Genomic DNA, 21393 nt, shown 5'->3' on the forward strand with positions numbered 1-21393 from the left:
CTCGCCCTACGCGTCTCCGAGTTCCCTGAGCCGCACCCGGCCGGGTGCGAAGTCCGGGGAGTCGATGGCGACGTCCATGTTCCCGGCATCGATGGACGCCACCTGCCAGCGCCGACCGTCGATCTCGACCGTGTCACCGACCAGGAGATCGCGATACGAGGCGAGGTACTGTCCCTTGGAAGCCACGCCGATCGAGCAACTCGGAGGACTTTCGGCGAAGTTGTCGGCGACCACGCTCATGTCCGGGCCGGTGTCGGGAACGTGCCAGCGCAGCGTCCAGCGGCCGTTGTCGATGCTCGGCCACCTGGCCATGTCCTTCTCCTGCTCCGTGAGGTTCTTGCCGGGCGCGGTGAGGACCACCCGGTAGGTGCAGATCTGAGCGACGACGTAGACGCCACCGCCGAGGGTGACCTTCTGCCGCGGAGCCACGGTGGTCTTGCGACCGCCCTGGGTCAGCACCGCGGTACGGCTCTTGCCGTCCGCGGCCGCCGACGCGTACGTCACCCACCGACCGCCCGGCAGGGCCGCCCCTCCCCCGCGCAGGATGTGCAGCCCGCCGACCGGACTCAGGTCACCGACACAGACCGGCCCTGGGTCCGGGGTGACCGAGGTGCGGGCCGACGACACGGTGGACGGCGCATGCGGAGTCGGGCCGGCCTGGCCGCTCCAGGAGGCCCCGCACCCGACGGCACCCAACCCCAGGGCTCCGAGCACCCCGCAGACCGCCGCCCACCCCCGCCGGTCCCGCCTGACCGCCGGCCTCATGAGGGCATCGACAGCGCTTCGGGATCACCGAAGAACTCCTTGTACTGCTCCGGTGTGGCGGTGATCTCGGGCCAGTCCGGCCCCCAAGGGTTCCCCAGCACGATGTCGCCGCTCTTCGTGAATCCCTTCACGTAGTAGACGTGCCGGGTCGAGAAGGTATCGCCCCAGATCTGCTGGCCCTTGGTTTCCTGGTCAGCGCTGGACCCCGTACTCACGATCACCGGGTGCCCGGACTGGAACGACTTGCGGATGGACGGCACGTCGGAGTCGATCTTCTTCGAGTCGTTACCGGTGACGTAGGGGGGCGCCTTCTGGTTGAAGTCCCACTCGGTCGCGCCGTAATCGCCCTGCTCGGCCCGGTCGTACAGCGGGTCGCCCTGGTGGTCGTCCGGGGCACCGCCCGTGTCGCCCGCGTACATCAGGGCGAATGCCTTTTCGTAGTAAGCGGGCCAGGTCTCGCCGGTCGACCGGGCAGAAACGAGATTGCCGTCCTTGTCCATGGGCAGGTCAGGAGTCACCGTCACCCAGTGGACTTTGCCGTTCTTGTCCCAGATCCGTACGTTGACGGTGCCGTTGGCGTTCTGCTTGATCCCCTCGGCAATGAACTTCGGATCACGTTGCGCCGTGGCGGAGAGCGAAGCGATGTACCAGCAGTCACCGAATCTGCCCTGGCTGACCTGGGACGCATCGACCGTCCCAGGCGTCTTGAACAGCGGGTCCTGCGGCGTGCCGTAGTGCATGCCGTGAACGCCCTGTTCCTGCTGGGAGTTCTGGCCCTCGAGCCACGCGTCCGTCGTGTCGAAGCCCGGCTGGACCGGGAAGGCCGCCTCGATCTTGGGCCAGTGCGTGGGGCCCGCCTTCTTCAGCAGGGAACTGGTGAAGTCGCGGTACTCGCCCGAGGGAAGGCCGTTGGAGTGCTGGAAGGGCCAGATGCCGCTGTTGCCGGTGTGGGTGGCCACGTCGTTGAAGTGGGCCAGGTCACCCGCCGGGACCTTGTCGAGGAACGCGTCGAGCTCGGTCGGGGTGAGGCCGTCGAGGTCGCCCTTGATCCGTTCCAGGTCGGAACGGCCGTCGGTGTCACCGGCGTTCTTGCCGTTGAGCTCGGCGAGGTCGGTCAGCGCGGTGTTGATCTTCTTCTGGTCCGGCGGCTTCTCGTCGTCGAAGTAGAGCGACGGGTCGACGTCGTATCCGTCGTCGACGAGCTTCTGCACACCCCCGAGTTGGGCGCAGCGGCGCTTCATCGACGCCTGGGTGTCGTCGAGTTCACCGGTCAGGGTGCCCGGCATGCAGCGGTAACCGCCGAAGAAGAGACCGCCCATCAGGTCGCCGACGAGCGGCTGGAGCAAGGCGCTGGTGGTGACCGGTTTGCTGCCGTTGAGGAGGCCGTTGGCGCGGGTCAGGACCATGGCGACCTGCCGGTGCAGGGGGCCCGCGCCCTGGCTCGCCTTCTCCAGGCCGCCGGCCAGCGTGCCGATCTTCTCGGTGTCGAATCCCGCGAACCCCATCAGCCGCCCCCCTTCGCGGACTGCTGCTTCTTCTTCGCCGCGGCCTGGTCGTCGAGCGCCTGCGCCTCGGTCTCCCAGCGGGACGCGTCGGCGACGAGGTCCGACGCCATCCGGTGGAGTGTGGTCTTGCGCGCCACGAGCATCGAGGTGGTGCTCGTGGCGTACGGCCCGTGCCAGATCCCGGCCTTGGCCTGGCCCACCGCGTTGTCCAGGTAGGGACCCATCGATCCCGCGAGCTTGCGGGCGGTACGCGCGCAGTCCCGCAAGTCGGTGGCGCGTTGCTTCAGTTGCTCGGGTGTCTCGCCCGGATCTTCCTGCTTCTGCCCCATGCGTTACCCCCCGGTGTTCGCCATGTGGTGTCACCGTAGGGGCGCGGAAGCGCGGCAAGAGAGCGGTCGGGGGCGGGTGTTACGGGATCGGGACAGCCGTGATCGGCATGTGACGCCGGGTGAGGGGGACTTCAGCCGCCGTGGCCGGTCTTGCGGGTGTGGAGCTGGCGGGCGACCTCCGCGATGGAGCCGGAGAGGGAGGGGTAGACGGTGAAGGCGTTGGCGATCTGCTCGACGGTGAGGCTGTTGTCGACGGCGATCGAGATGGGGTGGATCAGCTCGCTCGCCTTGGGCGCGACCACGACGCCGCCGACCACGATGCCGGTGCCGGGGCGGCAGAGGAGTTTGACGAAGCCGTCGCGGACCCCCTGCATCTTCGCCCGCGGGTTGCGCAGCAGCGGCAGCTTGACGACGTTCGCCTCGATCCGCTTGGCGTCGATGTCCGCCTGGGTGTAGCCGACGGTGGCGATCTCCGGGTCGGTGAAGACGTTGGAGGAGACGGTCTTGAGGTTGAGCGGGGCCACCGCGTCGCCGAGGAAGTGGTACATCGCGATCCGCCCCTGCATCGCGGCGACCGAGGCGAGCGCGAAGATGCCGGTGACGTCGCCGGCCGCGTAGACGCCGGGGGCGCTGGTGCGGGAGACCTTGTCCGTCTTGATGTGCCCGGAGTCGGTGAGCTTGACGCCGGTCTCCTCCAGGCCCATCCCGCCGGTGTTGGGGATCGCGCCGACCGCCATCAGGCAGTGCGTGCCGCTGATCATCCGGCCGTCGGAGAGTGCCACCTCGACCCGGTCGCCGACCCTCTTCACGGACTGCGCGCGGGAGCGGGCCATCACGTTCATGCCGCGGCGGCGGAAGACGTCCTCCAGGACGGCGGCGGCGTCCGGGTCCTCGCCCGGCAGCACCCGGTCGCGGGAGGAGACCAGCGTGACCCGGGAGCCGAGCGCCTGGTAGGCGCCCGCGAACTCCGCGCCGGTGACGCCGGAACCGACCACGATCAGCTCTTCCGGCAGCTCGTCGAGGTTGTAGACCTGGGTCCAGTTCAGGATGCGCTCGCCGTCGGGCAGCGCGTCCTCCAGCTCGCGCGGGCGGGCCCCGGTCGCGATCAGCACCGCCTCGGCGGTCAGCCGCTCGCTGCTGCCGTCGGCGGCCTCGACCACGACACAGCGGGTGCCCTCGGCGGTCGGGCAGCCCTCCAGCCGGCCCCGGCCGCGCATCACCCGGGCGCCGGCCCGGGTCACGGCGGCGGTGATGTCGTGCGACTGGGCGAGCGCGAGCCGCTTCACCCGGCGGTTCACCTTGCCGAGGTCCACCCCGACCACCCGGGCCGAACGGTCCAGCGGCGGCGTGTCGTCGGCGACGATGATGCCCAGCTCCTCGTACGAGGAGTCGAAGGTCGTCATCACCTCGGCCGTGGCGATGAGGGTCTTGGACGGCACGCAGTCGGTCAGCACCGACGCCCCGCCCAAGCCGTCGGTGTCCACGACGGTCACCTCCGCGCCGAGCTGCGCCGCTACGAGCGCGGCTTCGTAGCCGCCGGGTCCGCCACCGATGATCACGATCCGAGTCACGTACCCCATTGTCCCGCACGTGCCAAGCGCTCGCCGCCAGGGTCCTGCCCGTACGGCGGCGGGGCAGTGGTACGGGCGCGCGACACCGCGACGACACCGCGACGGCGCCACGACGGGCGCCCGCCCCCGGCCCGCCCCCTCCCCGCCGCCGTACGAAAACGGGCGGCCCCGCGGGCGGGCTCGCGGCGGCTTCGCGGCCCACCTCGCGGACCACCTCCCGAGCGACGTCGCAGGTCGCGCCGCGGGCACCGGCGAAGGCCCGGCGCAGCCGCCCGCCCCCCGGATCGCACACGGACGCCGCGTCCGCTCCTTACGCCGCGCGAACCCCGCTCCCGTACTCTCGTGACCATGTCGCTCTACGCCGCCTACGGAAGCAACCTCGACGCGCGGCTGATGACGCGCCGCGCCCCGCACTCCCCGCTGCGCGGCACCGGGTGGCTCGACGGGTGGCGGCTGACCTTCGGCGGCGAGCAGATGGGCTGGGAGGGCGCGCTGGCCACGGTCGTGGAGGCGCCGGGCCACCAGGTGTTCATCGGGTTGTACGACATCGCCGAGGTCGACGAGGAGTCCATGGACCGGTGGGAGGGCGTACCGCTGGGCATCTACCGGCGGACGACCCTGCGCGTACACACCCTCGACGGCGACGAGGCGGCCTGGCTGTACGTCCTCAACGACTACGAGGGCGGCCTGCCCTCCGCCCGCTACCTCGGCGAGCTCGCGGACGCCGCCGAGTCCGCCGGCGCGCCGTACGACTACGTGATGGAACTGCGCAAGCGGCCCTGCTGAGGCACCCCGCGGAGCCGCCGTCCACGCGCCGTCCACGCGCCGTCCACCGCACCGGGCCGCCGCACTCCGGCCACCCGGGTGGCCGAGCCCACCCCGGTCGTCAATTGTCGGAAGATCCGATTTCCGAACGTCATGTTTCTGCGGCGTCTACGCGCGTAGGGAAACACGGGTTACGCTCATCCGCGTGAACGCTTCCGCAGAACCCGATCCCTACGCCGCGGCCGATGCCGCCGCTGCCCGCCTCCGCGAGCTGACCGGCGCCGACACGCACGACGTGGCCCTCGTCATGGGCTCGGGCTGGGTGCCCGCCGCCGACGAACTCGGCACCCACGACCACGAGGTACCGATCACCGATCTGCCCGGGTTCCCGGCGCCCGTGGTCGCCGGGCACTCCGGGCAGGTCCGCTCGGTACGGATCGGCGAGGTGCGCGCCCTCGTCTTCCTCGGCCGCACCCACCTGTACGAAGGGCGCGGCGTGGACAGCGTCGTGCACGGCGTCCGTACCGCGGTCGCGGCCGGCTGCAAGACGATCGTGCTCACCAACGGCTGCGGAGGGCTCCGCCCCGGGTACCGGCCCGGCCAGCCCGTCCTGATCAGCGACCACATCAACATGACGGCCACCTCCCCGCTGCGCGGGCCGCGCTTCGTCGATCTCACCGACCTCTACTCGCCGCGGCTGCGGGCGCTGTGCCAGGAGGTCGACCCCTCCCTCGAAGAGGGTGTCTACGTCCAGTTGCCCGGCCCGCACTACGAGACCCCCGCGGAGATCGGCATGGTCCGCGCGATAGGGGGTGACCTCGTGGGGATGTCCACCGCCCTGGAGGCGATCGCCGCGCGCGAGGCGGGGGCCGAGGTCCTCGGGATCTCCCTCGTCACCAACCTCGCGGCCGGGATGACCGGGGCGCCCCTCAACCACGAGGAGGTCCTCGAAGCCGGCCGGGTCTCCGCCGCCCGCATGGGCGCCCTCCTCCACCAGGTCCTGGGCCGACTCTGACCCACCCGAGCAAGAACCAAGCCGCCCGGCGATTGAGGGCAAAGAGGCGGACCGGCCCGAGCACGAGCGGGCCCGCCCGGCGATCGAGGGCAGACGAACGGACAAAGGAGGACCGACGTGCGGTTCGAGCCCACGCAGTGGATCGCTGAGGACCCCGACCCCGACACCCGGGCGGAACTCGAAGCCCTCGTACGGGCCGCGGACGGCGGGGACGAGGACGCCCGGGCGGACCTCGCGGACCGCTTCCGGGGCACCCTGGAGTTCGGCACCGCCGGGCTGCGCGGCGCGATGGGCGGCGGCCCGATGCGGATGAACCGCGTTGTGGTGATGCGCGCGGCGGCGGGCCTGGCCGCGTACGTACAGGACACCCGCCCGGCGGACCAGGGCCCCGGCCTCGTGGTGATCGGGTACGACGCCCGGCACAAGTCGGAACGCTTCGCGCGGGACACGGCCGCCGTGATGACCGGCGCGGGCCTGGCCGCGGCGGTGCTGCCACGCCCGCTGCCCACCCCCGTCCTGGCGTTCGCGATCCGCCACCTCGGCGCGGCCGCCGGGGTGATGGTGACCGCGAGCCACAACCCGCCGCAGGACAACGGCTACAAGGTCTACCTGGGCGACGGCTCGCAGATCGTGCCGCCCGCGGACGCGCAGATCGCCGAGCGGATCGCGGCGGTCGGCCCGCTGAAGACCGTACCGACGCCCGAGGACGGCTGGACGGTGCTCGGCGAGGACGTCGTGGCGGCGTACCTGGACCGCGCGGTGGGCGTGGTCGCCCCGGACGGCCCGCGCGAGGTGTCGACGGTCTACACGCCGCTGCACGGAGTGGGCCTGCGGACGCTGCTCGCCGCGTTCGACCGGGCCGGGTTCCCCGCGCCCGCCGTGGTGCCGTCGCAGGCCGAACCCGACCCGGACTTCCCCACCGTGGCGTTCCCGAACCCCGAGGAACCCGGGGCGATGGACCTCGCCTTCGAGACCGCCCGCGCGCACCGCCCCGACCTGGTGATCGCCAACGACCCCGACGCGGACCGCTGCGCCGTGGCCGTACCCGACCCGGCCGCCCCCGGCGGCTGGCGGATGCTGCGCGGCGACGAGCTGGGCGCGCTGCTCGCCGTCCACCTGGTCCGGCGCGGCGCCGCCGTCCCCGGCCGGGACACCTTCGCGGCGAGCATCGTCTCCTCCTCGCTGCTGTCGAAGATCGCCGCCCGCGCCGGCCTCGGCTACGCCGACACCCTCACCGGCTTCAAGTGGATCTCCCGCGTGCCGGGCCTGCGGTACGGCTACGAGGAAGCGCTCGGCTACTGCGTCGACCCGGCGGGGGTCCGTGACAAGGACGGCATCACCGCCGCGCTGCTCATCGCCGAACTCGCCGCCGACCTCAAGCGGGACTCCCGCACGCTCGGCGACCTGCTCGACGAACTCGCCCTCACCCACGGGCTGCACGCCACCGACCAGCTCTCGGCCCGGGTCGCCGACCTGTCGCTGATCGGCGCGGCCATGGAACGCCTGCGGGCGCACCCCCCGACCGAGCTGGCCGACCTCGCCGTCACCGGGGTCGACGACCTCGCCGCCGGTTCCGCGGAGTTGCCGCCCACCGACGGCCTGCGCTACCGCCTGGCCGGGCCCGGGGTCGACGGCGCCCGTGTCGTGGTCCGGCCCAGCGGGACCGAGCCCAAGCTCAAGTGCTACCTCGAAGCGGTGGTGCCGGTGCCCGAGCCATCGGCCCTGCCCCAGGCCCGCGCCGCCGCGGCCGAGTTGCTCGCCGCCCTCAAGCGCGACCTGGCGACCGCGGCCGGCATCTGAGCGCCGCGGTCGCCCTGCGTCAGGGCCTGGCGTCGGAACCTGGCGTCGGGCTCTCGCCTCAGCCGAAGCGGCCCTGGACGTAGTCCGAAGTGCGCGGGTCCTGGGGGTGGTTGAACATCGCGTCGGTGGGGCCGTGCTCCACCACCGCCCCGGGGGTGCCCTGTTCGGCGAGGAAGAACGCGCACTGGTGGGAAACCCGGGCGGCCTGCTGCATGTTGTGGGTGACGATCACGATCGTCACCTCGTCGGACAGCTCGCCGATGGTCTGCTCGATCCGCCGGGTGGAGGTCGGGTCGAGTGCGGAGCACGGCTCGTCCATCAGCAGCACCCGGGGGCGCACCGCCAACGCGCGGGCGATGCACAGGCGTTGCTGCTGCCCGCCGGACAGCGCGCCGCCCGGCTGCCGCAGCCGGTCGGCGACCTCGCGCCACAGCCCGGCCTTGGTCAGGCACTCCTCGACCAGGGCGTCCCGCGCGGAGCGGTCGGCCTTGACCCCGTTCATCCGCAGCCCGGCGAGCACGTTGTCGTAGATCGACATCGCCGGGAAGGGGTTGGGCTTCTGGAAGACCATGCCGATCTCGCGGCGGGCGTGCGTGATCCGGCGGCCCCGGTCGTAGATGTCCTGGCCGTCCAGCAGCACCTGGCCGGCCAGTGCGGCGGTGCCGACCAGTTCGTGCATCCGGTTGAGGATGCGCAGGAAGGTGGACTTGCCGCAGCCGGACGGGCCGATCAGCGCGGTGACGCGCTGCGCGGGCATGGTGAGCGAGACCTGGTCGAGGACCTTGTGGTCGCCGAACCAGGCGGACACGTCGCGGGCCTCCAGCGTGGCGGAGCGCGAACCCGCCCCGGACGGCGGCGGCGCGAGCACGGCCGCGCCGGCGAACGGCGCGCTGCCGGTGGCCGTCCCCGCAGGTCCCCCAGGTCCCGCAGGTCCCGCCGCCGACGACGCGGGCGACGCGGGCGATACGGGTGGCGCGGGCGACGCCGGTACGGGCGGCAGCGGAACGGTCTTGTCGGTGGCTGACATCGAGTGGCGATCCCCTCAGACGGAGCGGTGTGCGGGCGGCGCGGACCGCGCCCGGCCCGGGCGGGTCACGGCAAGGCGGGTCACGACAGGGCGGGTCACAGCAGGTTGGGCAGCAGTTCGGTGGCCGCGCCCGACAGCGCGATGACCAGGGCGGTGAGCACCGGCACCCCGGTGATCCAGCTCTGCCAGCTGCCCCAGCGGCGGTGCGCCCAGCTCACCACGACCGTGGCGAGCAGCAGCGCCTGGAGCCACAGCAGGACCGGCAGCCACGCCGACGGGTCGCCGGACAGCGGCAGTTCGGCCGAGGAGACGGCGCCGCCGGTCGCCGGTGCGGGCTGCGCGGTGCCGACCAGGTCGGCGTCGACCCGCAGCACCCCGTGCGGCGTGTAGAGCCCACCGGTCGCGGTGACCAGCGTCAACCGTCCACCGCCCGAGGTCAGTTGGGGCGGAGTGGGGTCGCCGGCCCGGCGTACGTCGGTCACTTTGTACCGCGCGTGGCCCTGGCCGGTGGTGACAGTGATCGGGTCGCCGGCGTGCAGCCGGGCGAGGTGGTTGAAGGGGCTGCCGTAGCCCCACTGCCGTCCCATGATCGTGCTGGTGCCGGCCTGGCCGGGCATGGGGGTGTTGCGCAGGTGGCCCGGCCCCGACATCAGCACGCCGGAGGTGGTGCCCTGGAAGACGACTTCGCGCAGGCCGATGGCAGGGATGTGCAGCACCGCGACCGGGGCGCCGTCGCGCACCTCCTTGCCGCGCGCGTCCTTCGGTCCCACCGGGGCGGTACCCAGGGCGAGTTCGGCGCGCAGCCGGTCGTATCCGGTCTGCTGGGCGCGGGCGTGCTCGATGTGGCCGAGCACCGTGAGGTTCGCGGCGAAGCCGAGCAGCAGCGCGGCCAGGACGGTCAGCGCCGCGCCCGGGATCGCGAGCCACGGGTCCGGCCGGCCGCCGCCGCCCCTGCCGGACGGCGGCTCCGGCGCCGGCTCCGCCCGCGATCGCGACGGCGGGTACGGCGGCCCGGCCTGAGGCTGCGACGGTGAGACGACGGCCACGGGTGCGCTCCTTCGATGCGGATCGGGCGGTGGGGTGCGGTGGTTGGGGGGCGTGTCGGCGGTCGGCGGCGCGTGGAAACTTCGTAAGGCGAGCTGATCGCCGAGCGGGCCAGGGCACTTGGGGACCCGCCCCGCCGGGTCAGGGGTGCGGTGGTTGGAGAGTCACGCCGACGGTCGACGGCGCGCGGAAACTTCGTAAGACGGGCTGATCGCCATGCGGGCCAGGGCACTTGGGGCCCCGACCCGCCAGGTCAGGCGTGCGGTGGTTGGAAGGTCACGGCGACGGTCGACGGCGCGCGGAAACTTCGTAAGACGGGCTGATCGCCATGCGGGCCAGGGCACTTGGGGCCCCGACCCGCCGGATCAGGGGTGCGGTGGTTGGAAGGTCACGCCGACGGTCGACGGCGCGCGGGGACCCGTAGCGCGGGCTGATCGCCGTGCCGGGTACGGCAAGTGGGGACCTGACCCGCCGGGTCGGCGGGGCTCGGACCGGGTCGCCCCGGATCGCGCCGCGCCGGCCCGGCTGGGTGGGTCAGTCCCTCGGGCTCGGGCCGAAGCTGAGCAACTTGCCGTTGCGGCGCACCCGGTGGACGGCGTAGCCGCCGCCCGCGGCGAGCACCAGGGCGAGCCCGGTCAGCGGGAGGACCCCGGTGGCGCCGGTGGCCGCGAGCGTTCCGCCGCCGCCGGAGGTGCCGCCGCTGGTACCACCGCTGTCGCCGGACCCGCCGCCGATGTCGCCACCGGAGTCCCCACCGGAGTCGCTGCCCGAAGCGCCGGACGTTTCACCGGAGGTGTCCCCGGAGGTGTCCCCGGCCGTGGCGCCCGAGGAGTCCCCGGAGGTGTCACCGGCCGTGCTGCCGGACGAGTCCCCCGAGGTGTCACCCGACGTGTCCCCCGCGGTCGTACCGCTGGTGCTCGCCGCCGCGCCGACGGTGAACGGGAAGTCCACCGCGATGCCGCTGGTGTGCCCGGTGAGCGTCAGCTTGTGACTGCCGTCGGCAACGGAACCCGGCAGCGTGTAGGCGAGGTTGTCGACGGCGCCGGCACTGTCGGCGGGCGCGGTGGCGGGCGTCGCCGCGGCACCGTCCAGCGTGAGGTCCACGCTCTCCCCCGAACTGCCGGACGGCGCCGGCAGGAACCCGGTGGCCGTCACCGCGATCTTCTGGCCGCCCTTCAGGTTCGGCGTGTCGCTCAGCGCGTTGCCGGTGTCGTCGAGCACCGTCACGTCGGGCTCGTCGACGATCGCGTAACTCACCGTCGTGGAGCTCTGCGTGTACTTCGTGTTGTCGTCCGGCACGAAGATCGCCCCGAGCGGCACCAGCGCCGGGTTGGCCAGCGCCGGGAGCTGCGCCGTCGCCGTGCCGTCGGCCACGGTGGCGGTCGCGATCTGGCTGGTGCCGTCCCGCAGGAACTGGACCCGCCCCGCCGCGTCAGCCGGCTGGACCTTCGCGGTGAGGGTGACCTTGTTGTTCACCTGGGCGTGGCCGACCGGGCTCTCGGTGAGGGTGACCGTGGTCTGCGTGGCCGGCGCGGTCTGCTTCACCGCCCAGTTCTGCCCGGTGATCTCGATGGCCATGGTGTACGTCCGCAGCGCCTGGTCGGTGGCCGGGGTGGCGAGACCGCACTCCACGGTGAGCGGGTAGGTGCCGTCGGCGACCGTCCGCAGCGCGGTGCTGATGGAGACGTAGGCGTCACCCGTGGGCGCGGTGGCCGGCAGGGTCACTTCCGCCGGCACGCTCGTGTACGGGGCGCCGTCCTTGACGACCAGCAGGGCCTTCGTCAGGCCGTCCGGCGTGATCAGCGAGACCCGCAGCGCGTCCTGGTAGGGCGCCGGGCAACCCGCCGACAGCGACAGCCCGGTGACGAAGGGCTTGTCGGTGACGGTGCCGCCGCTCGGCGTGAGGGTCACGGTGCCGTTGATGTCCGCGTGCGCGGCCCCCGATGTGGTGAACACCAGCGCTCCGGTGCCCAGGATCAGTGCGAGCACGCTCAGCACTGCGGCGTGCATTCTTCGTTTCATCTCTCCTCGTCCCCTCGGGGGTGCGGTCGGCGGTGCGGTGCCGCCGTGTCCACGGCGGCAGCCGGGCACCTGTGGGGTGCCCGGCCAGTGGTGCGGTTCGTGCGGGTCAGCCCGTCATGACCGCCACTTCGTGGTGAAGGTGAAGGTGACCGAGAGGTGGCTGGTCCTGCCCTGGAGGGTCAGCGTGTGGGTGCCGTCGGCGATCAGCCACGGCACCTGGAGGTCGTAGCCGCTCACCGAGCCGGCCGTGTCGGTGGTGACCGCGGGGAAGAGCGCGAGCGCGCCGCTGACGCGCGGGTCGACCTGCTCCTGCGCGGCGGGCAGGAAGCCCTGCGCGGAGACCTCGATGTGCCTGCCGGGCACCAGGCGCGGGGTGCCGCCGAGCGGGTCGCCGTCCGCGTCGGTGACCTGGATGCCGGGCGCCGAGGTGAAGGAGTACGAGAAGACCGCCACGTCCTGCGCGTAGCCGATCGGGTCGGACGGCACGAAGGTGGCGACGTAACGGCGTACCGCGGCGGTGGCGTTGGCCGGCGCGGTGACGCGCGCGGTGCCGTCCACCACCGGCACCGGATCGCCGATCGGGGTGGTGTTGTCGGTGGTGAACCGGACCGTGCCGCTCGCCTTCGGGCCGACGTGCGCGGTCAGCGTGAAGGGGCTGCCGGCCTGGACGTGGCCCGCCGGATCGCCGGACAGCCGCAGCGTGGTCTCGACCGGCGCGGGCAGGTCGTCGACGGCGAAGGTGCTGCCGGTGATCCGGACGAAGCCGGTGGCCGACGGCCGGTCGGGGAAGTCCGCGTGGTCGGCGTTGCCGCACACCACGTGGATCGGGTAGACGCCGTCGGCCACGGGCACGTGCACGGTCTGGAAGGCGGAGGCGATCGACCGCACCAGGACGCCGGGGCCCGACTGCGCGGGCGGCCGAGTGGTGACGGCGTCGCCGCTGTACGGGGCGCCGTCGGTGAGGTTGGCCGCGAGCGCGGATTCGCGGCCGTCGGGCACCACGAGGTACACGGCGAGGTTGTCCTGGTAGCCGGCCGGGCAGGCCCGGGCGACCGAGACGGAACTGAACGGCGAGCTGTCGGTGAGGCTGTCACCGCGGGCGGTGAGGGTGACCTTCGGCCCGGCCGTCGCGGCCCGGGTCGCGGTCCGCGCGCTCGCGGTGCCGCTCGTGGTGAGCGCGGCGCCGGCGCCCAGGAGCACGGTCAGCGCGCCGACCAGCGCGCCGTACAGTCTTCGGTTCATCGGTGGTCTTCTCCCTGGAGGTCCGAGGGGTGGCCGGGCACCCCCCAACGGGTGCCCGGCCCCGGCAGTGGTACGACGGGTCAGGTCAGAGGATCAGCGCGCCGGTCACGCTGGTGCTGCCGCAGTCGGTGAGGGTGCCGAAGCCGTACTCCTGGATGACGTCGGTACTGGCGCAGACATCGGAGTTCGGGCCGACGAAGGCCTGCGCGATGTCCGGCTCGGTCAGCCGGGAGGTCTGGAACACGTTGTAGACGTCGCGGTGGATCGGGAACGAGGTGTTCAACTTGCTGCTGACGACGGGGGCGACGTTGTCGATCGAGCGCAGTTGCGCGCCGTGGATGCGGTTGCGCACCCCGGTCACCGCGCTGTTGCTCTGCGCGATGTACTGGGCGATGGAGAACGGGGCGATGTCCTCGGCGCCGTCGGCGGCGACGGTGCGCTTCAGCGAGCTGCCGTCGTGCTCCTCGACCGAGACACCGTCCTTGTCGGTGTCCTTGACGCAGGAGGGCAGGGTGGTGGCGTTGAAGCCGAGGGTGGCCGCCCAGAACTTCCGGGTGCCGGAGCCGGCCTGCGGCACCAGCGGGTGGACGGTCACGCCGCCGATCACGGGGAACTGACCGGCCGCCAGCGGGTTGCCGGTCGCCGGGTCCTGGCAGTTGTAGGCGCGGGTGAGCTGCTGCGTGGTGAAGTTCGCCGGCAGGGTGCTGGTGCCGGAGACCGCCACGGTGACCGCGTCCAGGGCGAACGGAACCCAGGTGCCGCTGATGCCGTCGGAGGCGGGGTGGCTGGGCGCGCTGGAGGAACGCGCGAAGTCGAAGTTGTTGGTGCCGGCGGTGATGTCGGCAGCGAGGCCGTTGACGCCCTCGCCGGAGCCGTTCGGCCGCTGCACCGGGGAGTGTCCGGCCCGGGTGGTGATGTTGCCGTGCACCGCGCCGGTGGCGGGGTCGACCGCGTCGTAGGAGGCGATCAACAGCGACGCCGGGTCGAGGTCCGGGTCCTGGACCTCGTTGGCCAGACCGTTGAGCACGTCCTGCGTGGTGTCGGAACCGACGCCGACGAGCTCACGGAAGTTGCTGCCGGTGACAGGGTCGCTGCCCGGGTCGGCCTGCGCGGTGGGCATGGCCAGTCCGAAGCTCAGTGCGGCGACGCCCGCGGCGATCGCCGCCCGCTTGGCGAGTTTCACGTTCACTTGCTTCCTCCGTATGAGGCGGATGGAATTTCAGGTGTGACGTGCCGGGAACCACGCAATTCCCCGTTCCCTGGGCAGTGCGCTATTCCCTGGAACATCCGGCCGGGCCGGACACCGAATACTCTGCCCACTTCATCTCCGCGCGGCAACCAAATCAAAAGCCCCGGTAAAGTGAACAGAAGGGCGGCAGAAGTAATCTCGATTTTCCTTCCACGGGGCGCGCAGGTCCCGCGGCGGGCGGGCGTTCCCGCCGGCGGACGGCGGCCCGCTCACGCCGTGCTCCGCCGGAAGCGCGCCGGTATCAGGGAGCGGCCCGCGCCGCGTATGCCGCCCGCGCGCATCAGCAGCGGTCCGCCGAGCGAGGCGGCGATGCCCGCGATCAGCACGATCAGCAGCACCCAGCGCACCGCGCCGAGCACCGCGCCCGGGGTGATGCCGGTCTTGGCCACGGGTGTGCCGTTCGAGGGACCGCCGGAGCCGTTCTTCAGCGCGGCCGGGGACGCGGAGTGCGAGGACGAGGGCGTGGCGCCCGCGGTGCCGCCCGCCGTCGCGCCGGCCGTACCGGTGCCGCCGCCCGGTCCGCCGCCGGACCCGCCCGAGAGCCCCGAACCGCCGCCCGACGCGCCGTCGGAACCACCGCCTGAGCCGCCGGACGAGGGGGGCACCACACCGGTGACCAGTTCGGACGCGGCGGTGAGCGTCTGGTCGCGCAGTGCGGCCGGCAGCGGCGCGTAGCCGGGCGGGAGCAGGCCGGGACCGATGCCGGTGGTCTGTCCGGGGCCGGCGACGTACCGCAGCATGGTGGCGTAGTCCTTGCGCGCGGCGACGTCCTGGCCGACGGATGCGGCCGCGTAGGTGACCGTGGCCAGCGGGTAGGCGCCCGGCGTCTTCAGCCCCGGGTCCGCGTCCAGCACACCCTTGGTGGAACCGGCCTTCCAGCCCGCCACCGCCTTGGTCAGGGCGTCGGTGGTCGGGGAGACCCACTGGCCGGCGGGGTTGAGCAGTTCGGCCACGCCGAGCCGGTAGCGGGAGGCGGTGGCCGCGTCGGTCACACCGAAGGAGAAGAACTTCCCCGGCAGGGACATACCGGTCTGGAGCTTCGGCGGCTGGGCGGTGAGGTCCGCGCCCGTCGCGCCGGGCTGCGCCGCGGACAGCACCCTGGTCGCGTCGCCGTGCAGGTCGGCGTTGTACGGATTGGTCGCGGTGCTGTCGATCAGCAGGTTCGGGTACTGGGCGGACGGCGTGTACGACGTCGGATCGGGCCTCGGGTAGTCCGCGATGGCGGACGTGGCCGGTTTCAACGAGAGGAAATAGGGATTGATCGTCATTCCCCAGGGGTCCGGCTTTCCCGCCAGGAAACTCTTCGCGTCCGGGTCGGAACGCAGCCAGCGCCATAGTTCCGCGGTGAAGTCGCCGGAGCTCTGCGGGAGCGCGATACCCTCGATCTGGCTGGAACCCGGGTCGTTCCCGAGATCCGGATTGAGTTTCAGGAACTCCGGGTCCTTGGAAAGACCCTCCGCGTTTTGCGCCGACAGTTTTCCGCGCGGGATGTCCGGCCCCGGCACGTCCCACTGGTAGGAAAGGGTCAGCATCTTGGCGACCAGCCGGGCATCCAGCCGGATTCTCGGCACCATCTTGGTCGACCCCGCGACCTCGACGTTGTAGCTGATCACCAGGCCGGAGACCGCCACCGGCGCGTACACGATCGCCGGGCCGTCCGGCGGCGGCGAGATCGGCGACTCCATGAAGGCCAGTCCCGCCGAGCCGTCGCTCGGGTGGGCGATCTGGCCGCGGCCGACATCGTCGCTCTGCAACTCGTAGCCGAAGGTGATCTTGTCCTCGGTGCACATCGTCGGCTGCCACGAGGTGATCGCCTCGTCGGCCAGCTCGGACCCGGTGGTCATCCGCTCCTTCTGCCCGATCGGGCAGTAGGCCCCGACCGGTGCGAAGTCCAGCCGGAAGACGATCCGCTGGGCCCAGTTCGTCGCCGACAGGGGCGAGGTGACCAGGCCGCCGTCGCCGAGGTCAGGGGTGGAGCCGTCGGGCTCGTGGGTGCCGCGGGGAACCACCACCAGCCAGCACGGCTCGGGCGGCACGCCGTCCTTGAGCACCTGCCCGCAGCCGAGGTAGTCCGCGTCGGTCAGGCTGAAGACGACCGAGCCGGTGCCGTCGGCCCCGGTGGGCGCGTAGTCCTGCTCGTTGCTGGTCAACGTGCTGAAGTACGTGTTCATGTTGGTGGTGGCGGCGCCCTTCACCGGCTGGAAGGGCAGGGTCTGCTGCCCGCTGGTGTACGTCGTCTCCTGCGGGTCGTACCGCCCGGTGCCGACCGTGAAGCCGACCTCGCGCCTGGCCGTCTGGGACGGGCCGATGCCGCCGGACGGCGTCCCCATCTCGCACTGCTCGCGGGTGGGTCCGTCCGGCGAGTCACCCCAGCACTGCATGATCTGGAGGAAGTTGTAGCCGTACCTGCTGGAGTCGGCCATGGCGGTCGGGGCGCCGCCGGTCCAGTTGACCTTCAGGCCCTGGCCGCGCAGTTCCCTGGTCTGCTCGACGGTCACCTTCAGAGAGGTGAAGTCGTCCCAGGTGCCCTTCGTACCGGACTTCGTCACGGCGGACCCGCTGCCGGTGTCGTCCGCGTGCGCCGTGCCGGCCGCCGGCAGCGGCAGCAGCACCAGGCCGACGGCGGCGAGCAGGGCGCACCCCAGCCCGCCGAGGCGTACGAACAGCCCCCGGTTCGCCCGGGGTCGGGTGTCGCGCGCGGTCATTTGCGCCCTCCCGCTCTGGCGGTGAGCCGGCGGGCGACGGCCGGCGGGGCGATCACGACGAGGAGCAGCAGCAGCGCGGACAGGCCCATCAGCCAGGTCCGCAGGCCCCAGAACGAGTCGGCGCCCACCGGCACGGTCGATGCGGCGATGTCCTGGCCGCCGTCGCCGGAGCCGCCGGCGTCGCCGATCGCCTGGCCGGTGTCGGGGTCGACGCCGCCGGAGGTGCCGCCGGCCGTGGTGGTCGCGGTGCCCCCGCCCGAGGTGCCGCCCGCCGGGCCCGCCCCCGCGGTGCTTCCCGAGGCGGTCCCCGAACTGCTGCCGGTGCCACCGCTGTTCGCGCCGCCGCCCGAGCCGGAGCCGGCCGTGGAGTTGCCGCCCGACGCGGACGACTTCACCGGCGTCCTGGTCTTGCTCGCACCGCCGGTGCCGTCGGAGCACTGCGTCGGCCCGGCCTTGTCGCAGGACTTGGGGAACGGCGCGTTCCTCGCCAGGGTGTTGGTGCCGTTGGTGGAGAAGGTCGGGTTGTCGCAGCCCTTGAGGTTGATGTTCTGGACCTCGACCCCGGGAATCCGTCTGAGCTGGTCGAAGCCGGCCTGCACCAGGTTGATCGGCAGCGGGGAGAAGCCCAGCGGCTCGGCCTGCCGCTGGCCCTCGCACAGGAAGTAGTAGCCGAACGCGCCCAGCGTCCTGCCCTTGTCGGTGGTGAGGCCGTCCTCCACCTTCGTCGGCAGGATCATGTAGCTGTAGCTGGACAGCGGATACGTGCGCGCGTCCTTGTAGTGGTAGACGTTGTCGAGGATCTGCGTCAGGTACTGCGACGAGCTCTTGTTGTCGTTGATCTGCGCCTGGGTCAGCGCGACCGCGACGTTGGAGGCGGTCGGCTCGGTGTAGTACCCGTCCGCGTTCTCGATCTTGGCGACCGGGAAGCCGGTGGTCACCGCGTAGGAGTACTCGACGTAGGTGATGGCGCCGTCGGCGTAGTTCTGCCGGGTGTAGCCGGAGACCCCGAGCGACCCGGACTGCGAGATGAAGCCGGAGCCGGGGACCGTCGGGAAGTACGACGTCAGGCCGCAGGGCACCGGCTTGTCGACGCGCCGGCAGTAGTCGTTCCAGACGGCGCCGTGCTCCTTGGACATCCACAGCGTGAACTGGGCGGTGGTGCCGGAGCCGTCGGAGCGGACCACGGGGATGATCTTGCGGCTGGGCAGGGTCAGGCCGGGGTTGTCGGCGGCGATCTGCCGGTCCGACCAGTTGGTGATCTTCCCGGTGAAGATCTTGCTGACGGTGTCGCCGCTCAGCCGCAGGTTGGTGACCCGCTTCCCGCCGATCTGCAGGTTGTACATGAACGCGGTGCCGCCGGCCACGATCGGCATGTAGGCGTAGCCGCGGGTCGGCGGGGCCTCGCGGACCCCGAACTCGGTCATCCCGTACGGGATCTCGGACACCCCGAAGTCGACGGTGCCGTTGCGGAACTGCTGGCGCCCGTCGGAGGAGCCGGTGCCGGCGTAGTCGATGGTCATGCCGTACTGCGTGACGTTGCGGCGCCACTGGTCGATGGCGTTCTGGCTCCAGGTGGAGCCCGCGCCGCTGATCCGCGCGTAGGTGGCCGCCGAGGCGGTCGGGCCCTGTCCGAGGACCAGCAGCGAGCAGATCAGCAGCGCGAGAGCCGCTGCCGCCGCCCGAATCCTTCTCACGATCCGTCAACTCCCTGTGCGGTGCCCTGGTCGGGGTGTTCCTGGTCCTGATCGGTGGTGGCTGGTGTGTCGGAGGGACGTGGGGTGTCCGGGCCGCCGGGCGCGGCTGGAACGGTCGGCACGGAGGAGGCGCCAGGTGCCGTGGAGGCGCCGGGTTCACCCGGGTCGCCCGGGGCGGCGCGAACGGCGGGCGCGGCGGAGCCGGCCCGCGCGCTCCGCCACAGCGCCTCGGTCCGCACCTCGCCCGCTTCCGCCCGTCCGCCCGCGCTCCGCGCCGCCCGCCGGGCGAACCGCTCCTGGTCGCGCCGGGACGCGACCACCCGCCGGTGGGTGCCGCGCCGGGTCAACTCGCCCGGTCCGCGCCCGCCGACGACCCGGGCCGCCACGAACAGCGCGAGCACCAGCACCACCAGCACCGACGCGGTGCCGAAGCCGCGGGCGATCATCGCCGGCTGCGGCGACTGCACGAACTCGAAGGCGGCCAGCGGCAGCGACACCATCGGGTTGTGGAACGGCTGGTAGTTGGTGACCGCGGTGAACCCCGCGGTGAGCAGCACCGGGGACGTCTCGCCGACGCCGCGGGCGGTGCCCAGGATCACCGCGGTGGTCAGCCCGGACCGGGCCGTCGGCAGCACCACGTGCCACACCGTGCGCCAGCGCGGCGCCCCCAGCGCGTACGACGCCTCCCGCAGGGTGCCCGGCACCAGCCGGATCACCACGTCGGACGCCCGGATGATGATCGGCAGCATCATCACCGAGATCGCCAGCGCCGCCGCGAAGCCGGACTTGTCCAGGCCGACCGCCAGGATGGCGGTGGCGTAGACGAACAGGCCGGCCACGATGGACGGCAGCGCGGTCATCGCCTCGACCACGGTCCGCACGAAGCGCGCGTAGCGGCCGGGCACCTCGTTGAGGAACACCGCGCACAGCAGGCCGGCCGGCACGGTGAGCACCAGGCCGATGGCGATCTGGATCAGCGTGCCGACGATCGCGTGCCGGATACCGCCGACGCTCAGCGGGTCCAGCGGCCCGGCCTCGCGCATGTCCTGGGTGAAGAAGTTCAGGTGCGGCAGCGCCTCGCGGCCGGACCACAGCGTGTAGACGAGCACGAAGCCCAGCGCGACCAGCAGGAGGACGGCCAGGCTGTGCACGATCGCCGACGCGATCCGGTCGCGCACCGTGGGACCGTCCTCGTCGTACGACACCAGCAGCGCGTACAGCGCGAGGAACAGCGCGTACGCGCACACCACGAAGCCGAGGCCGCCGCTGAACGGCGCGAGGCGGGTGAAGAACAGCCAGGTCAGGGCGAGCGACGCGGCCGCGGCACCGACCGCGGAGAACACGTCGGTCCGGCGCACCGTGCTGGTGGAGCGGCGCCGTTCGGCGGCCGGCCCGGCCGGGCCCGGCAGGGTGGTGGTGGCCGCGGGCGGCGCGGCGAGGTCCGGCGGCAGGGCGCCGGGCGGGCCGGGCGCCGCCTCGGTGGCGGCGTTGGTGATGTCCGTGGTCATGCGGATTGCCTCTCCTGACGGCGCCGGTCGTTCGGCTTGCTCGCGTGCCGGATGGCGCGGCCGGCCGGGCGGGCCGGACCGCGCGGCCGGCTACTCGGCGGTGGCACCGGAACGGCTGCGGGCGACGATCGAGGACGCGGCGAAGTTGACCACCAGCGTCATGAGGAACAGCGCGAGCCCCGCGGCCATCAGCGCGGACATCCCGAACGGGCTCGCCTCGCCGTACCGCAGCGCGATCAGTGACGACACCGAACTGGTGCCGCTCTGCAGGATGTGCGGCTGGATCGCGAACACCGGGGAGATCACCAGGTAGACGCCGATCGTCTCGCCCAGCGCGCGGCCGAGGCCGAGCATGGTGCCGCCGATCATGCCGCCGGTGCCGAACGGCAGGACCACCGAGCGGATCATCCCCCAGCGGGTGGCGCCCAGCGCGTACGCGCCCTCGCGCTCGCCGACCGGGGCCTGCGAGAAGACCTCGCGGATCACCGAGCAGATGATCGGCGTCACCATCATCGCCACCACGATCCCCGCGATGAACGTGGACGCGGTGTAGACGGTGGCGGTGGCCAGCGGGTCGTGCGGGTCGGCGCCGTCGACCTTGAACAGCGGGAACCAGCCGAGGTACGTCGACAGCCACCGGGACAGGCCGATCACCTTGCCCTGAAGGAAGAACAGCCCCCACAGTCCGTAGACCACCGACGGCACCGCCGCCATCAGGTCGACCACGCTGACCAGGGTGCGGCGCAGCCGGGCCGGCGCGTACTCGGCGATGTACAGCGCGGTGCCGATCGCCAGCGGCACCGAGATCGCCACGGCCACCGCGGCGATCAGCACGGTGCCGGTGAGCACCGCGGCGATCCCGAAGTGGCCGGCGTCCGGGTCCCACGCGGCGGTGGTCAGGAAGCTGAAGCCGGCCCGGCGCAGCGCCTGCCAGGCCCGGTACAGCAGGAAGCCGCCGACGAGCAGCATCACCGCGAGCACCAGCCCGCCGCCGCCGCGGGCGACGCCCCGGAACAGCCGGTCGGGCAGGCCGGAGTCGGCGTGCAGCCGGCGGGCCCGGTCCTCGGCGCCGTCCGGCCCGGCCGGTCGAGCCTGCGTTCGTATCGTCACCGCACGAACGCTCACGGTGTGCCATGGCCGGGCCCGCACGGA

General features: G+C 72.5%; 16 protein-coding genes. 3 read left to right on the plus strand and 13 right to left on the minus strand.

What is annotated here, in order from left to right:
• Positions 1-6 precede the first annotated feature (6 nt).
• The 4 genes from AB0399_RS32995 to AB0399_RS33010 all read right to left on the minus strand — a co-directional run bounded on the left by AB0399_RS32995 (position 7) and on the right by AB0399_RS33010 (position 4179).
• The gene (locus tag AB0399_RS32995) at positions 7-504 is read right to left on the minus strand and encodes a hypothetical protein (RefSeq protein ID WP_366413814.1); all 498 of its coding nucleotides are present in this window, start codon (positions 502-504) and stop codon (positions 7-9) included.
• 257 nt (positions 505-761) lie between these two features.
• Positions 762-2270: a C2 family cysteine protease gene (locus AB0399_RS33000; RefSeq protein WP_366413815.1), complete on the minus strand. Its 1509-nt coding sequence runs from the start codon at positions 2268-2270 to the stop codon at positions 762-764.
• Positions 2270-2599, minus strand: coding sequence for a hypothetical protein (locus AB0399_RS33005; protein WP_329365501.1), 330 nt, complete (start codon positions 2597-2599; stop codon positions 2270-2272). The genes AB0399_RS33000 and AB0399_RS33005 overlap by 1 nt, the downstream gene beginning before the upstream one ends.
• A 131-nt stretch (positions 2600-2730) precedes the next feature.
• On the minus strand, positions 2731-4179 hold the full coding sequence (locus AB0399_RS33010) for an NAD(P)H-quinone dehydrogenase (protein WP_329365503.1): 1449 nt from the start codon (positions 4177-4179) through the stop codon (positions 2731-2733).
• 339 nt (positions 4180-4518) lie between these two features.
• Between AB0399_RS33010 and AB0399_RS33015 the strand changes: the two genes are divergently transcribed.
• The 3 genes from AB0399_RS33015 (at position 4519) to AB0399_RS33025 (ending at position 7750) form a co-directional block, all read left to right on the plus strand.
• Entirely contained in the window at positions 4519-4956 is a 438-nt protein-coding gene (locus tag AB0399_RS33015) for a gamma-glutamylcyclotransferase (protein ID WP_328468439.1), read from the plus strand.
• Between the two features lie 184 nt (positions 4957-5140).
• Positions 5141-5950, plus strand: coding sequence for a purine-nucleoside phosphorylase (locus AB0399_RS33020; RefSeq protein WP_328468437.1), 810 nt, complete (start codon positions 5141-5143; stop codon positions 5948-5950).
• 117 nt (positions 5951-6067) lie between these two features.
• Positions 6068-7750, plus strand: coding sequence for a phospho-sugar mutase (locus AB0399_RS33025; RefSeq protein ID WP_366413816.1), 1683 nt, complete (start codon positions 6068-6070; stop codon positions 7748-7750).
• Positions 7751-7808: 58 nt separating this feature from the next.
• Here AB0399_RS33025 and AB0399_RS33030 read toward each other — a convergent pair whose 3' ends face one another.
• The 9 genes from AB0399_RS33030 to pstC all read right to left on the minus strand — a co-directional run bounded on the left by AB0399_RS33030 (position 7809) and on the right by pstC (position 21351).
• Entirely contained in the window at positions 7809-8777 is a 969-nt protein-coding gene (locus AB0399_RS33030; protein ID WP_366413817.1) for a phosphate ABC transporter ATP-binding protein, read from the minus strand.
• Positions 8778-8872: 95 nt separating this feature from the next.
• Positions 8873-9823, minus strand: coding sequence for a class E sortase (locus AB0399_RS33035; protein ID WP_366413818.1), 951 nt, complete (start codon positions 9821-9823; stop codon positions 8873-8875).
• A 532-nt stretch (positions 9824-10355) separates the two neighbouring features.
• Positions 10356-11843 (minus strand): hypothetical protein, encoded by a 1488-nt coding sequence (locus AB0399_RS33040; protein ID WP_366413819.1) that lies wholly within the window; start codon positions 11841-11843, stop codon positions 10356-10358.
• Between the two features lie 114 nt (positions 11844-11957).
• The gene (locus AB0399_RS33045; protein ID WP_366413820.1) at positions 11958-13085 is read right to left on the minus strand and encodes a hypothetical protein; all 1128 of its coding nucleotides are present in this window, start codon (positions 13083-13085) and stop codon (positions 11958-11960) included.
• Positions 13086-13170: 85 nt separating this feature from the next.
• Complete coding sequence (locus tag AB0399_RS33050) at positions 13171-14274, minus strand: substrate-binding domain-containing protein (protein WP_329365514.1); 1104 nt, start codon at positions 14272-14274, stop codon at positions 13171-13173.
• A gap of 269 nt (positions 14275-14543) precedes the next feature.
• Positions 14544-17039 (minus strand): hypothetical protein, encoded by a 2496-nt coding sequence (locus AB0399_RS33055; RefSeq protein ID WP_366413821.1) that lies wholly within the window; start codon positions 17037-17039, stop codon positions 14544-14546.
• A complete protein-coding gene (locus AB0399_RS33060) occupies positions 17036-18733 on the minus strand; it encodes a phosphate ABC transporter substrate-binding protein PstS (RefSeq protein ID WP_366413822.1) in 1698 nt (565 codons plus the stop codon). The genes AB0399_RS33055 and AB0399_RS33060 overlap by 4 nt, the downstream gene beginning before the upstream one ends.
• Positions 18730-20241 (minus strand): phosphate ABC transporter permease PstA, encoded by a 1512-nt coding sequence (pstA, locus tag AB0399_RS33065; RefSeq protein WP_366413823.1) that lies wholly within the window; start codon positions 20239-20241, stop codon positions 18730-18732. The genes AB0399_RS33060 and pstA overlap by 4 nt, the downstream gene beginning before the upstream one ends.
• Before the next feature lie 90 nt (positions 20242-20331).
• The gene (gene pstC, locus AB0399_RS33070; RefSeq protein WP_366413824.1) at positions 20332-21351 is read right to left on the minus strand and encodes a phosphate ABC transporter permease subunit PstC; all 1020 of its coding nucleotides are present in this window, start codon (positions 21349-21351) and stop codon (positions 20332-20334) included.
• Positions 21352-21393 lie beyond the last annotated feature (42 nt).

This window comes from Streptomyces sp. NPDC088194 (assembly GCF_040702025.1).
Classification (GTDB): domain Bacteria; phylum Actinomycetota; class Actinomycetes; order Streptomycetales; family Streptomycetaceae; genus Actinacidiphila.

Bases quoted from the DNA above. Each gene is read 5' to 3' on its own strand.
- AB0399_RS33005 (WP_329365501.1), bottom strand. From the start codon at position 2,599: ATGGGGCAGAAGCAGGAAGATCCGGGCGAGACACCCGAGCAACTGAAG.
- pstA (WP_366413823.1), bottom strand. From the start codon at position 20,241: ATGACCACGGACATCACCAACGCCGCCACCGAGGCGGCGCCCGGCCCG.
- AB0399_RS33000 (WP_366413815.1), bottom strand. From the start codon at position 2,270: ATGGGGTTCGCGGGATTCGACACCGAGAAGATCGGCACGCTGGCCGGC.
- AB0399_RS33030 (WP_366413817.1), bottom strand. From the start codon at position 8,777: ATGTCAGCCACCGACAAGACCGTTCCGCTGCCGCCCGTACCGGCGTCG.
- AB0399_RS33010 (WP_329365503.1), bottom strand. From the start codon at position 4,179: ATGGGGTACGTGACTCGGATCGTGATCATCGGTGGCGGACCCGGCGGC.
- AB0399_RS33055 (WP_366413821.1), bottom strand. From the start codon at position 17,039: ATGACCGCGCGCGACACCCGACCCCGGGCGAACCGGGGGCTGTTCGTA.
- AB0399_RS33040 (WP_366413819.1), bottom strand. From the start codon at position 11,843: ATGAAACGAAGAATGCACGCCGCAGTGCTGAGCGTGCTCGCACTGATC.
- AB0399_RS33015 (WP_328468439.1), top strand. From the start codon at position 4,519: ATGTCGCTCTACGCCGCCTACGGAAGCAACCTCGACGCGCGGCTGATG.
- AB0399_RS33045 (WP_366413820.1), bottom strand. From the start codon at position 13,085: ATGAACCGAAGACTGTACGGCGCGCTGGTCGGCGCGCTGACCGTGCTC.